8 protein-coding genes and 4 pseudogenes are annotated in these 13567 nt (G+C 35.0%); 8 read left to right on the top strand and 4 right to left on the bottom strand.

All coding sequences use genetic code 11. The features are described 5' to 3' along the window. Position 1: 1 nt before the first annotated feature. Positions 2–355 carry a hypothetical protein gene (locus tag LEP1GSC049_RS216410; RefSeq protein WP_004780668.1) on the top strand — a complete coding sequence of 118 codons (354 nt, stop codon included), beginning with the start codon at positions 2–4 and terminating at the stop codon, positions 353–355. A 387-nt stretch (positions 356–742) separates the two neighbouring features. Here LEP1GSC049_RS216410 and LEP1GSC049_RS2000000229050 read toward each other — a convergent pair. Then, a pseudogene (locus LEP1GSC049_RS2000000229050) lies at positions 743–811 on the bottom strand (5'-nucleotidase); the annotation flags it as partial. Positions 812–969: 158 nt separating this feature from the next. Here LEP1GSC049_RS2000000229050 and LEP1GSC049_RS216415 point away from each other — a divergent pair. The 3 genes from LEP1GSC049_RS216415 (at position 970) to LEP1GSC049_RS216425 (ending at position 5175) form a co-directional block, all read left to right on the top strand. Next, a complete protein-coding gene (locus tag LEP1GSC049_RS216415; RefSeq protein ID WP_004757471.1) occupies positions 970–1791 on the top strand; it encodes an acyl-CoA desaturase in 822 nt (273 codons plus the stop codon). A 1120-nt stretch (positions 1792–2911) separates the two neighbouring features. Beyond that, the gene (locus LEP1GSC049_RS216420; protein ID WP_016560691.1) at positions 2912–3931 is read left to right on the top strand and encodes a hypothetical protein; all 1020 of its coding nucleotides are present in this window, start codon (positions 2912–2914) and stop codon (positions 3929–3931) included. Between the two features lie 593 nt (positions 3932–4524). Continuing rightward, positions 4525–5175, top strand: coding sequence for an NADPH-dependent F420 reductase (locus LEP1GSC049_RS216425; RefSeq protein WP_004756407.1), 651 nt, complete (start codon positions 4525–4527; stop codon positions 5173–5175). A gap of 378 nt (positions 5176–5553) precedes the next feature. Here LEP1GSC049_RS216425 and LEP1GSC049_RS2000000228750 read toward each other — a convergent pair. Beyond that, positions 5554–6442, bottom strand: a pseudogene (locus LEP1GSC049_RS2000000228750) (leucine-rich repeat domain-containing protein). 200 nt (positions 6443–6642) lie between these two features. On the opposite strand from LEP1GSC049_RS2000000228750, the gene LEP1GSC049_RS216435 reads away from it, so the two are divergent. Next, on the top strand, positions 6643–7158 hold the full coding sequence (locus LEP1GSC049_RS216435) for a DUF1564 domain-containing protein (protein ID WP_016560751.1): 516 nt from the start codon (positions 6643–6645) through the stop codon (positions 7156–7158). A 139-nt stretch (positions 7159–7297) separates the two neighbouring features. Here the strand turns inward: LEP1GSC049_RS216435 and LEP1GSC049_RS216440 are convergent, their stop codons facing one another. Together LEP1GSC049_RS216440 and LEP1GSC049_RS216445 are read right to left on the bottom strand one after the other, a co-directional pair. Further along, complete coding sequence (locus LEP1GSC049_RS216440) at positions 7298–8248, bottom strand: P-loop NTPase family protein (protein ID WP_004756243.1); 951 nt, start codon at positions 8246–8248, stop codon at positions 7298–7300. Positions 8249–8272: 24 nt separating this feature from the next. Then, positions 8273–10285, bottom strand: coding sequence for a methylmalonyl-CoA mutase family protein (locus LEP1GSC049_RS216445; protein WP_004762744.1), 2013 nt, complete (start codon positions 10283–10285; stop codon positions 8273–8275). 106 nt (positions 10286–10391) lie between these two features. On the opposite strand from LEP1GSC049_RS216445, the gene LEP1GSC049_RS216450 reads away from it, so the two are divergent. The 3 genes and pseudogenes from LEP1GSC049_RS216450 to LEP1GSC049_RS02000000224645 all read left to right on the top strand — a co-directional run bounded on the left by LEP1GSC049_RS216450 (position 10392) and on the right by LEP1GSC049_RS02000000224645 (position 13119). Continuing rightward, a complete protein-coding gene (locus LEP1GSC049_RS216450) occupies positions 10392–11729 on the top strand; it encodes a hypothetical protein (protein WP_016560703.1) in 1338 nt (445 codons plus the stop codon). Positions 11730–12102: 373 nt separating this feature from the next. After that, a pseudogene (locus tag LEP1GSC049_RS2000000228285) lies at positions 12103–12314 on the top strand (hypothetical protein). Between the two features lie 110 nt (positions 12315–12424). Next, a pseudogene (locus LEP1GSC049_RS02000000224645) lies at positions 12425–13119 on the top strand (class I SAM-dependent methyltransferase). Positions 13120–13567 lie beyond the last annotated feature (448 nt).

The following is a 13567-nucleotide window of genomic DNA, read 5'->3' as shown; positions in this document are numbered from 1 at the left end:
CATGAAAAGAATCATAAAATTATTATATTTAGTTTTAATGTTATTTTTATTCAATTGTTCTTATAATTGGGGACAGTTTAAAAGATATTCTGTTGAAGCTCCCGTCGGTTTAGAGGTAATTGGTTCTACCGTAAGTGGTCGTAGTTGTAGTTTTGGGCCTACTCGTTGGTATGCGAGCAGTATCGCAGAGGCGACTCGTGACGCTTTAGCGCAGGCTCCAGGTGCTACCGGTTTGAAAGATGTGGAAGTAATTGCACAGTCGTATCAATACTTCTTTTTAGGTTGTATCAAAGTGGAAGGAACTCCAGTTCGTGAAGTTGTGGCTGCAACGAAGCCGTCTCCTAAGAAAGACTGATTCGATTTTGATAAAAATTTGAATCAAAGGTGTATCAACCGTTATAAGTTTATTTTGAGATTTTTAATTATAACGTGAGTTTGGTATGAGGAAATGAACCTTTATAAAATGAATTTTAACTAGATAATGTTCATAAAACAAGGATTTACGCGAAAATCTGATAGGATGATCTTTGGGTTTTATAGGGGTTCTATGATTTGAAATGTATTATTTGGTCTTGCAATTCTTAAAAACTAATAAGGAAAAAAGAATGTCAACAGACAAAAATAATCAAAAGCAAGGAAGAATTTGGAGACGCGAACTCTGAGTAAAGTTATAGTTTATCATGTGATAGTTTTCATGTTTTAAAGAAAAAATTACGAAGGAGTTATTAAAAAATTCCATAGTTCAAGATTGACAAAACTGTTTCAATTGACCGTTTTTATGAAACAGAAGGAGAATTAATTTTTCAACAACTCTAAAGAATCAACGAGATAGTTTCTGTAGTTTCCCAGGTAAAAGAATTAGTTTTTGATTTTTTGAAAAAACGAATGGAAAAAACTCTCTTTTTTCAAAATAATTCGCAACCTTTTCCCATCAATAGTCTCTATTTATTCAATAGGAGTTAATACCAAATGGGAATCATTCTATCTTTTTTCATTGGGCACTGGTTTTTATCCGCTTTTGCTCAATCGTTTTTTCTTCATAGATATGCGGCACACTCAATGTTCAAAATGAACAAATTTTGGGAGAAGTTTTTTTATATTTTTACTTGTGTAGCCCAAGGTTCTTCTTTTTTAAATCCACGTGCTTATGCAATTATGCACAGACAACATCATGCTTACAGTGATACTGGTAAGGACCCACATTCTCCCGTAGTCTCTAAAGGTTTTTTGGATATGATGTGGAAAACTGCACTCAATTATGAGGCGATTTTAGAAGAAACAACAAACGTTGAAAAGGAGTTTAAAGGAAACTATCCTGAATGGCCTGCAATCGATGTTCTCAGTAATTCTTGGACTTTTAGACTTTTTTGCGGAACACTTTATACTTTATTTTATTTTTACTTTGTCCCTGAAGGGCAATATGCCTGGTATCTACTTCTACCGATTCATTGGCTTATGGGACCTTTACACGGAGCAATTGTAAACTGGTGCGGTCATATGTATGGATATAGAAATCATAAAAAAAATCCGGACAACTCTAAGAATACTTTATTTGTGGATTTTATGATCGCAGGAGAATTGTATCAGAATAATCATCACGCTCATCCAAATTCTCCGAACTTTGCGTTTCGTTGGTTCGAACTGGATTTTACTTATCAAGTAATGAAAGTTCTGCATCTTTTAAAAATTATTAAAATCCAGAGAGCGGTCTGGACCGAAAAAGGAAAAAAAGTACTTCGAGGTTCTGAAGTTCTTGTAGAACCTACATCTGCCTCTACGGTTGCCGCCTAATAATTATTAGGCGGAGGTTTCTGCGATGATGTCATTTGAAAAAATGAATTTATTATATTTTTTTATATTCTGAAATTATGATTTATTTTACTTTTGTTTGTGTAAAACTTGAATTAGTAATTTCTGGTTTAGTTTAATCCGAATTTGTCTTAAGAGAATCTTGGCGAATAAAAAACTCGATGATGTTTTCTAAGGATCATAGTATAATGCTCTAATTTCTTTGGGATTTAAACTCAATGAAATGGTTGCTTTCATATCGAACTCATGTTAGTTTAGTGTGGGTTCGATGTGGTAGAAATTAGAAAAATTTTTTTCGAAAAGTAAATGATTTATGTCTAATTTTCTAAAAAGTAAAAATGGTGGAATTTTTGTATTCATTTTTACTTTTAGAGACCAGTTCAAGAAAATTCCGAACTTTTGAAAGTTTCACTGCAAAGTTTTAATTTGTGGTAGTTCCCACAATTCAGTCATATAAAATAACGTGAACAGGGATGAATCCAGCTTGTCAAAGGCAGCTATACCGGGCTCTTTAGCTCTGGTCAATAGATTGCATATAGGAAATATTATATAAAAATTGTATTTAGTTTTAATATAGAACGCGATCTAAAACGCACATTTTTTAAGTGTTCCGACAAGAATGAGATTTTTTACTTGCAAAAAGTATGTTTTTCTGATAGAGAAAAGTTCCCAAGCCTTTCCTCCTGAATTGCGCCCATGGGAAGCAATTCATTGAGTTGCCACCCAAAATTAGGGAAAACTCATGCAACGCTCTCTGTGGATCGTGTTAAAGAACTCAACACAACGCTTTCTATGGATCGCGTTGTGGGTGTAAGTTTTACAGAGGATTTGTCGTAATTCCGACAGATTTATATTGAGATTAAAAACTTGTTGGGGTTATGATAGAGAGCGTTTTGTTGAATTTCCCCGCATCGATCTCTTTCGCGTTATACCGAATTCACATAAAATATTCATTTTTCGTGGTTTGGGTTTGTAAGAGTTCCCACGTTTTACTTTTTGCGGAAAAATCGAATATACTACATCGAACTTAGGTTGGTTTCAAATTTGGAACAAGAAACGATGACAATCTGAAAAATATTCAAAAAGAATAAGGAAAAAAATTGTGGACTCAGTAAAAATTCAATCTATCGAAATACTCAATTCACTCAAAGACGGAATCGACGAGCCGGATATTCAAGCTTGTAAGGTTTCAAAGAAAAAAGACTTTTTTATCGTTTTACATGGTGGGACGTTGAGTACCAAAGCCGTGTCCGTTTGGAAAATTTCTTCCGATCAGGTACAAAAAGTTTCTACCATCCCAATTACAGAAAAAAATATCCGAAACCCCCGTATCTATATTTCTGAAAATCAAGATATTCTAATTTATTATGAAGAAGGTTATTTCAAATTCAAACTTTCTGCAGAAGGGATTTTATCTCTCGAAAACTCTTATCAAGGTGGAAAAGGATGGGCTTTGGCGGTTCTTAAGGAAGATCTTATATTTTATTATTCTAACTATTATGATAATATGGAATATAAGAACAAAAAACAATTCCTTTTGCATGATATTCTATCGCATAAAGAAGATAAGGTTGTAGTGAACGATGGATTTAATAGCGCCTGGATTGTGGATGTGGCCGTTCATAATGATTCTGTAATTTTTACCGGAGATGAAGAACTGTTCGTTTTTAACGTTTCGGATTTTAAATCTCCCAGAGGTATATTCAAACAAAAGATTAAAAATTCAAAATGGAAATTTGTTTCCTATGCTCCCTGGATTGTCTGTGAAACTGAATATCACGTGTCTTCGGCTTTTCATTTGTTAAACGAAGTGGGAAAAAAGTTCGAAATATCCGGTTCTGTGTTGAAGAATCGTTTTGTCAGAGCATTTGACGTGGACGATTCCAACCGAATTTGGGCGATCGTATCTAACAAAAGTTTTGAACAAAGTTTAGTGTGCGTATTTGCGGAAAACGGAGAATTAAAATCAGGTCCGGTTCTTGTATTCCCAGATATAGAAGGTCATCCCAATTTTTCGAATCAAATCATTCATCACGTTTTAGAAATGGTCGTTCAAAAGGATGTTATACTTATTGTTTTTCGTTCGGGTACAATTGCCAGAATCACCTGGTCTAATGATTGACGATTTTTTTATGCTGAACTCGCGTTAAATGAAAGTTAGTAGAATTTCTACATCATCGAAGATTTTTTTGGTATTACTGTTGAGAACCTTTATCAAATCTAAAAGAGATCTTTGTCCAAGCAAATTTTTGCATAAAGTCTTTGTTTTGCGGGTCTTATAAAAATTAAAAATCTATTTTTACAAACTTGGAACAAAGAAGAATTTGAAGTTTTATAATAGAGTTGTTGAAAAATTCCATAGTGAAAATTCGTAAAATTGCTTCAATTGTCCATTCAATCCAATACAAACAGATCAAGAATTAATTTTTCAACAACTCTAATATATGTTACTAATCTCTACAAAATTGAGTACCGTTAATTTTATCACAAAACACTGATTCCATGCAAAATATTGAGTACTTTATTATATAGTTATGAGTAATAACAATAAATTTTTATTATAGAAAAGTAAATTTTGAGTTTTACTAATCTTAGAGAATTGAATACTATAAGTTTTTCGTTATGCCCAAGAATTTTGGGCACTTGTTATGTGGTGTTTAGTTATGAGAATCTATTGAAAGGAATGAATCAAAATAGAATGAAAAAGGAGAACTTATGAAAGGCAAAAAAATTGGAATTTTAGGTTCCGGGATTGTTGGTCAAACCCTCGCAAATGGATTTTTAAAATATGGGGCTGAAGTTAAAATTGGGACCAGAGACTCTGGAAAACTTAAGGATTGGTTGGCAAAGGTGGGAGCAGGAGCTTCAATTGGTTCGTTTTCGGAAGCGGCAAACTTTGGAGAAATTATAATATTATGTTCTAAAGGAAGTGTAACTTCCGAAGTAATAACGTTATCCGGAATTGATTCTTTTAACGGAAAAACGATTATTGATACAACCAATCCTATTTCTGAAATGCCTCCTCAAAATGGTGTTCTGAATTTTTTCACATCATATAACGAATCTCTAATGGAAAAATTACAAAAACAAGTTCCCAAAGCTAATTTCGTAAAATGTTTTAATTCCGTAGGAAGCGGCTTGATGGTGAACCCTCAGTTCAAAGAAGGTAGGCCGAGTATGTTTATTTGTGGTAACGAAGATTCTTCTAAAAAACAAGTGAAAGAAATTTTAGATACTTTCGGCTGGGATACGGAGGATATGGGAACGGTGGAAGCGGCCAGAGCGATCGAACCGCTTTGTATTCTTTGGTGTATTCCTGGATTTTTATCCCAATCTTGGACGCATGCGTTTAAACTTTTAAAATGATTTAATAAACGTGGGTTCGGCGTAAGAAAGAATCTTCTAAAGTATGAGTTCCTACATTTTTAGTATTTGTTCGTAAAATCGTGATTTGTGGTAGTTCCCACGATTTACAAAGTTCAGATTTCAACTTTTTCAAAAAAATGAATCATAGATTTTTTTATGAATTCATGTTACTACTAACAATTACATAACGAAGTGCCTGATATTTTGTACACAAATTGGCTTTTATTACAAAGATTTCGGACACTTTATTTTATAGTTCTGAGTAAAATTCAAAAGTTGATTTTATATCATATTTTTTGAATGTTTATGAGAAAAGTAACTTTCTGTCTTTCTAATTGCAAAAAACTGAATGTTTGTAAAGTGATTTTTATTGCTGTCTTATTTTTTGACGGATCTGCCTAAAAGTTTGCTGGCATTCTGCTTTGCTTCTTCGTAGGCTTTTGAATGTGTTTCGCATTTTTCTTTCGCTTTTGGAGAGGTACTTTTAATTCTTCCTGCTTTTTTACCTAATAAATTAAACCATTCTCCATTTATATCAAGGCTCGACTTGGACTTTTCAAAAGGTAAAAAACAGGATCCTTTTACTCCGGGTAAACCTATCTCCAGTAAAGCGTAATCTAATAAAACAAAAATGTTATCGGGTATGGCAATTTCTTTAAGATTTCTTAGGCGTGCTAAAGCTTCTAAAGCCGGAGTTTTTGCAAGTGATCTTACAAATCCGAGATCAAAATATTCTAATTTCTTCAGTTCAGAAATAAAACCAAAACTTTCTATTGGTTGTCTCCAATCTAAAGTACCATAAATACTAAGATAACAAAGTTTTTTAGCATGACCAAGTCCGGCAAAGTTAGTTACTCTTCGAACGTTTTCAATGTGTAGAGACCTGAGATTTTTTAGTTTCCCGATCGGTTCCACACTTTCAAAACCGGAAACGTATTCTAAAACTAACTCTTCTACGTTTTGAAGTCTGCTTAGAAAGTCAATGGTCTTGGGACGAGCATGAGTAATTCTTAATCTTTTTTAGTCTCCATAGAGTGGATACAAAATCTAGCTGTTCTTTATTTGGTTGATGGAGTGTTAGTTCTTCTAATTTAGGTAAGGATCCGATTTTCTGCCAGTTTAGGTCGTTGCCGTAAATGGTGACAATTGAAACCGAACTTTGAACCTGAGACCAATCATCTTGATGGTATTGATGCCTCTTTACGTTAGGCACAATTGTCCAATGTCCGTACGTTCTATCTAAGAGATCTCCAAAATGGTGTTTCATTTTTATGTTATTCTGGACTTTGTATAGTGCAATGTTGTTTCAATCATAGTCAATACTAAGTTAGTCCAAAATGTGGGAACTCACACGTTTGCTAAAAGTGGGCTTAAAATTGAAACATATTCAAAATTAAACTCTATGTTTGATTCAAAAAATTCTCTAAAATGATTCCGTGTCAAAAGTTCTAAGAACCGTTTTCTAATATGGATATTCTTTTATTGGATGACGGTCAAAAAATTCAATCTGCTTTGGTAGAAAGTTTTATCGGAACTGATTCTCTTTTGGTTCCAGATGTTTATTGGAATCGTTTGAATCTTCAAGAAAGAAAAGCTCTTACGAAAAAACTCCCTTTTTTACTGAGAAAATATTCGAAACAGATCGCTTCTATGAAACGGCTTCATGATCGAGCGGGTAAAATCAAATACAATCGAAACGTTGGTAAAATGAAAAAATTTAGTATTCGAGTTAATACCGGAGTTTGGGTGACTTTAGGTGTGTTGGCGGCGGCTCATGGGGTTTCGCGGTGCTATCTTTTTAATTATATGCTTTGGTTAGAAGACCTTGGGGTAGGGGATTCTACTGTGGAAACTTTAAACCAAGGAGTTCCTCGTTTGCATTGGACTTACAATATGATCTGGACCTTAAATCGAAGACAAAATCTAATATCAAGAGAATTAAAGTTCGAACCAAACCCAATGACCGACAAATATCCAATATGATTTACAGGAACTAGGTTCTTAGTTTTCCAGATTTTATATAGAAGAATTTTTAGTATTTCTATAACAAAAGAAGAGATGTAGGAACTATTACTTTCCAAAAGAAATTTAGAATACATTCAAAAAAAATCGAAACGATCAACTAAAGTAGTAGGCTTTTACGAATTTTTTGCAGGGCGATTTCTTCTAAAGCTTCAAAGTTTAAAGAATAGGAAAAAGGAAAATCCTCAATGGTCTTCAGGCCGAAATTGCCAAATTCGTTTTTGATCCATTTTTTTAGTTGAAGAGCGGTCTCCTGCGAACGATCGACGGTAGGTTTTGCAGAACGAATAAAATCTAAAAGATCTTGAATTCCCTGTTTTGTTTTGACAGAAGTTTTAAAAACGGGAGGGAGTCGATTACCGGGCATAACTTCTTTTAAAAATTCTAATGTAGAGATCAACATGTGATAACTCGAGTTAGCGAGAGTTTCTTCGTCACATTTGTTGAGAATAAAAGAATCCGGAACTTCCATGATCCCACTTTTCATAAATTGAATCTGATCTCCACCTAATGGTTGTAAAACGAGAAAAGAAAGATCAGTAAGTTTAGAAACTTCGATTTCGTTTTGACCGATCCCAACGGTTTCGATAAAAACGAAATGAAAAAAACAACGAAGAAGACGGATCACGTGATACGTATAAGGATTGACTCCACCTAGTTCCAACTGGCTGGGTTGCGAACGGAAATAGATCCGTTTCTCGCGTGCGGGAAGGGAAAGCCGAGTACGATCGCCTAACAAAGAACCGCCGGAAATATGACTGGAAGGATCGATAGCTACGATCGCCATCGTATCACCGTTATCCGATTTCAAAAATTGAGTCGCTAATTCTCCGAGCAAAGAAGATTTACCCGCACCCGGAGTTCCGGTAAAACCAATGGTCAAGGAATGAATTCCATTTAACCCGAGAGAATCAAGAGCCTCAAAAAGGTTTTTTCTAAACTCGAAAGAATCCGGTCTTTCTAAACCGGAGATGAGTTTTGCGAGAGGAAATTTTTCTCCCACCCGCGCTCCTTCGATGAGTTCTGCGAGATCTTCTTTATGATGTTTCACGACTATATTCGAAACAAAAACGAGTTATGCGGCCTTTATAGTTTTGGAAATAATGTCAATGATTCTTTCCATCACGTCCATAAGATCGTAATCCTTAGGAGTGAAGATTGCTTTAACCCCTAGTTTTGTCAGAGTTTCAAAATCACTCGGAGGAATGATTCCTCCGAAAACTACAGGAATGTCCGCTTTGTAGTGCTTCAGTTCGTTGAAAATTTGTTCTGCCAATTCCAAATGAGAACCGGAAAGGATAGAAACACCGATCACGTCCGCATTTTCTTCCACAGCGGTTTGAACGATTTCTTCCGGGGTTAAACGAATACCGGAATAAATCACGTCAAAGCCGGCGTGTTTAGCAGAGACTGCAATCATCTCTGCTCCGTTGGAGTGACCGTCTAACCCTGGTTTGCCGACTACGATTTTCGGTCTGGAACCGTTAGTTTTTAAAAATGTATCTACCTTTCCCCTAACACGTGTTACCTTTTCAGATTCGAGATTGAGTTTTTGACCTTCTACACCGGTAGCGGGTCTATATTCACCGAACACTGATCTAAGAACATCCGCCCATTCTCCAGTGGAGATGCCGACTTTGGCGCATTCGATGGAAGCGTGCATTAAATTCTTGCCAGCTTTTGCGTCCGCTTCTAATTGTGCGAGAGCGGCTTTGACTTGATTTGTGTCTCGATTAGATTTTACTTTCGCAAGAACTTCTAAAGTTTCTTCCGCAGATTTAGAATCTACTTTAAAAACTCCTCCGTCTTGGTCTGTCATCAATGGAGAAGCAATACCTTCGGTCCATTTGTTCTTACCTACTATAACCATTTCGTTATTGTTGATTTTTGCAAGACGTTCAGCTTGAGATTTTACAAGTTGAGACTTCATGTAACCGTTTTCAATCGCTTGAATCGCTCCGCCCATATCTAGAATCTTTTGGATTTCCTTATAGGCTTCTTCTTTGAGTTCTTTCACCTTGCTCTCTACAACTTTAGAACCTTCGAATAAATCTGGGTATTCTAGAAGATCTGTTTCATAAGCGAGAACCTGTTGTAGTCTCAAAGACCATTGTTGATCCCAAGGTCTCGGAAGAGAAAGAGCTTCGTTCCAAGCGGGGAGTTGAAGAGCTCTACAACGAGCGTCCCGGCTCATAGTGACGCCTAACGCTTCAATGAGAATTCTCCAGGCGTTATTTTCCGGTTGCTCTTCCGTAAGACCGAGAGAGTTGACTTGAACTCCGTAACGAAAGCGACGGTATTTATCTTGTTTTACTCCGTAACGGTCTTTTGTAATTTCGTCCCACATCTCCGTAAAGGCGCGCATCTTGCACATCTCTTCCACAAAGCGAATTCCTGCGTTTACAAAGAAAGAAATTCTACCCACACATTGTTCAAACTCGTCAGGAGTAAAACAGTTTCTTTCCTTAATTGCATCTAAGATCGCCATTGCAGTCGCAAGAGCGAACGCCAGTTCTTGAACTGGAGTAGCACCAGCTTCTTGTAAGTGATACGAACAGATGTTAGACGGATTCCATTTAGGAATGTTCTTGAGACAGTATTCGTACATATCTACTATGATTCGGATGGATTGAGCAGGAGGAAATATATACGTTCCTCTGGCAAGATATTCTTTGATGATGTCGTTTTGAGTGGTACCTTGAAGAAGCGAAACGTCTACACCTCTTTCTTGGGCGAGTGCCACGTAAAGGGACAAAAGATACATGGAAGTGCCGTTGATAGTCATCGAAGTATTCATCTCTTCGATAGGGATCTGGTTGAATAGGATTCTAAAATCTTCCAAGGTATTGATCGGAACTCCTACTTTACCGATTTCAGGTTTAGCGATTGGATGATCGGAACTATAACCGCACTGAGTTGCAAGGTCGAAAGCGATCGAAAGACCGGTTTGACCTTTAGAAAGGTTTTTTCTAAAAAGTTCGTTGGATTCTCTTGCGTTCGTATGTCCCGCGTAAGTTCTGAAAATCCAAGCCGGTTCTTTGGATGGTTTGCCGGATTTGTCATATAGGATATGATTTTTATTTTCCATAAATTCTGTCCCGATTCGAGGTTCTCATTGTTACTTCAAAATGTGTTGGTAGAATTTCACCCAAATTTTTATCCTTGCTCTGATTTCCGCAAAAACTACGGGTCCTATGGATTTAGAAAGAAGTAACAAAGCCAACCCAATCTTCATTTTCCTATCTGCAATTGGTCTTGCAGTGATTCTTTCCGTACTTTACAACTGGTTTGGAGAACCTTTAAATCCGGAAGCGATGGAGGTGCTCGCCAATTTACGTTCTTTAACGGAAGAGGGGAAATTTTTTTCCGATCAACCTCCGCTTCCTTTTTTAGTTTTAAATCTTTGGAAATCAATCACAGGGTTGAACTATACCACGTCTTTCTTTTCACTTTCCGCATTTATTTTTTCACTCGGAATCCATTGTATAGGTTTTACACTTCAAAGGGAAAAATGGAAACCGAATCATTATCTTTTCTGTTATTTATCTGCGATTACACCTCTGACGTATTCTATAGCTTTGGTGTTTTATCTGGAACTTTTTAGTCTGTTTTTTTTATTGATACTTTTTCTAGCGTTTAGAATGGAAACGCTGGGGGACATATTTTTACTGATCGTTTGTATACTCGGAAGTTTTTTTTCCCACTTCACGGTTTTTTTTGTAGGGATTACGATTTTCATAGTCAAGGCTGGAACGGTAGGAATTCGAGAGAGAAAAAAACACCAATCCGTTTTTTTTAAAAGAAGAAACATTCCTCAACTTGTGTTGCTCGTTTATTTAGGAATTTTTTTAACTCTTTTGACCGTTCTGATTTTAACCGGATTTTATGGAGAAAGTTCTTTCGAGAACTTCTACAAACTTCTTTGGAAATATCTTTTAAACTTTGGACCTTTGTTTTTGATTTTGTATCTAGGAAATTTCCTTTTAAAGTCCGAAAAAGAACTGAACACAATCGCGGCGAGTACCGTTTTGATTGTAGTTCTTCTTGTATCTGCATATTTTTCTGTTAAACCTATCACCGGAATTAACTCGGTAAAACTAGATACATTGATAAAAGATCTGGTAAATTTAAAGAATAGAGAAGTAGTTCGAAATGACGAAAAAATTTACGCAGATTTAGCGGTTTCGTCTTACGTATATTTTCATTCTAAACAAAAACTTATGTTTGTCAGGCCGAAGGAATGGAGGAATCGAGACTATTTGTTTTTAGAAGAAATCTGGCTCGCGGATAAAAGAGAAATGCTTAAACGTTATACCATGAAAAATTCTCTTTTTATCTTTTTATCTGGAGAACAAATCCTAATTAAGGCATTTCTAATGAAGGTTATTTCGGAGCAAAAGGAAAATACTCAGATAAAAATCAGGGTGGAAAAAGCAAAATCTGGGCTTTTGTCAAAGACGGGTGAACAGAGTCTGAATCGTTTTTTAATTGAGATGTTTTCCTCTACTTTAAGTCCGGAACAGGTTCTTTGAAAACAATTTAGATTTGGAGTAGCAAATTAAAAATTACAACAAGATGTTTTTATTATATTCTGTTTTTAGAATTCTTTTTTAAAGAAAGGTTGGACTCATGAATGAAACTCGGGTATATGAAAATAGTTTAAAAAATTAATGGATCTATTTTACAGATATGTGGAACTTTCTACAGTTTGTGTCGAATACAAAGTTGTTGGCTTTTTTGAAGTAGATCCCACATTCTACCGATATCTACAAAATTTGAGTACCGTAATTTTTATTGCAAAGCACTGTTTCAGTACGAAAGAATAGGTACTTATCATATAGATCTGAGTAGTTTTTAGAGAAATCTAATCGTACTATTTTCATGTCCGAGTAGTAGTAATGAACGATGTTTCTAAAACGACGATTTTATGATAAATTTAAAGAATAGGATTTTGAAAAAACCAAATCTACAAACGATTTTCTTCATTTGTTTTAATGAAGAAAATTAATTTTTTAACAACTCTAATGGTTTATATTTTTATAATCGTTTTTCTAAAAGAGAGTATAGAAAGTGAAAACTCATATTTTAACTTTTATGATTTTTGTAGAATGGAGTAAGATTTGTAATTATTTCAAAACTAGAAATAGTTTTTATGTTTGAGAAAGTAATTTTTCCAAGTCAAAGTTTTGATGAATAATTTTAGTTGTCGAGCAAGTTGTAAATAAAATTGAAATTCGGAAAACCAAACAAAAAACAAGAACTTTCTGATGATTTGACCTTAGGAGCCAATGGTCTTCCGTTTGAAATGGCGTATTGGAGAGATATATACGGTTCCGGAACAGATGTAGATGCAACGTTTAATGCAAAGGAACATGCACGTTATGCGAAATCAATTTTGAGTTTAATGGAAATCAACGTAAATTCAATCGCCGATTTCGGATTTGGGAAAGCGATTTTATTGAAAGAAATGGTAAAAATTTTCAAACCGGGAAGAATCATGGCGATTGATCCATCCGAACAGATGCTTGATGAGTTACTTGCTCAAAAATGGATTAGGGCCTGGAATATCTCTGTCTTAAATACAACGGTTCAGGAATTAGATCTTTCTTATTTTGTTCATCTTCCTTTTGATTTAGGAATTTGTAATTCAGTCGTTCAATACATTCAAGGAGATCTTCGTCCGGTTTTTGAGAAACTTCATAAAATCGTAAAATACTTTTATATTTCTCTGTTCCCACGAAAAACGATTATATTCGAATGAAAAAAGATATTTATTTTGAAGACCCTTACGCCTACGTAAGGACTAAAAAACAATATCTTAAAATGTTAAAACCTTATTTTAGAAGGGTAGGTTTTAATCTTTTGGAAAGTAGACTAATTTCTGATTCTAGATTTACGGATGAACTGTTTAAGGATGAATGAGTTAATTTAATTCTTCCCGCCAGGAGTAGAGGAGCTGAAATTTTTAAGATTCTCCCCTGACTCCCCAAAAAATCGAGCCCTGGATTGCGTTCGTAGAAAGCAATTTGCTGAGTTATTTGTATTAGAGTTTTTAAAAAATGAATTCTAGAACGCATCATAAAGATAATACTTATACTGGACTCGTTTCAGGACTTAAACTTGTGGGATGTACTTCAAAAAGTTAACAAGTCAGTCATAAATATAATTTTCTGAAAAATTCTATATCTTTTATAAAATCGGTCGTCAACTTTTAGTGCTATTTTTATACGTCCGAGTAGTAATAACCAAATGAATTTTGTGAAAACAGGGTAGTGCACCTATTCTAAAATGATTTTCTATCCTCATTCTAATTTTTGAAATATAGATATAGAGAATAGAATAGGTGCTTATTTTTATAGGGATGGTAATT

It is taken from the genome of Leptospira kirschneri serovar Cynopteri str. 3522 CT, from assembly GCF_000243695.2.
Classification (GTDB): Bacteria; Spirochaetota; Leptospiria; order Leptospirales; family Leptospiraceae; genus Leptospira; species Leptospira kirschneri.
Note: the sequence above shows the minus strand (reverse complement) of the source record. Positions and strands in the feature narration are given on the sequence as shown.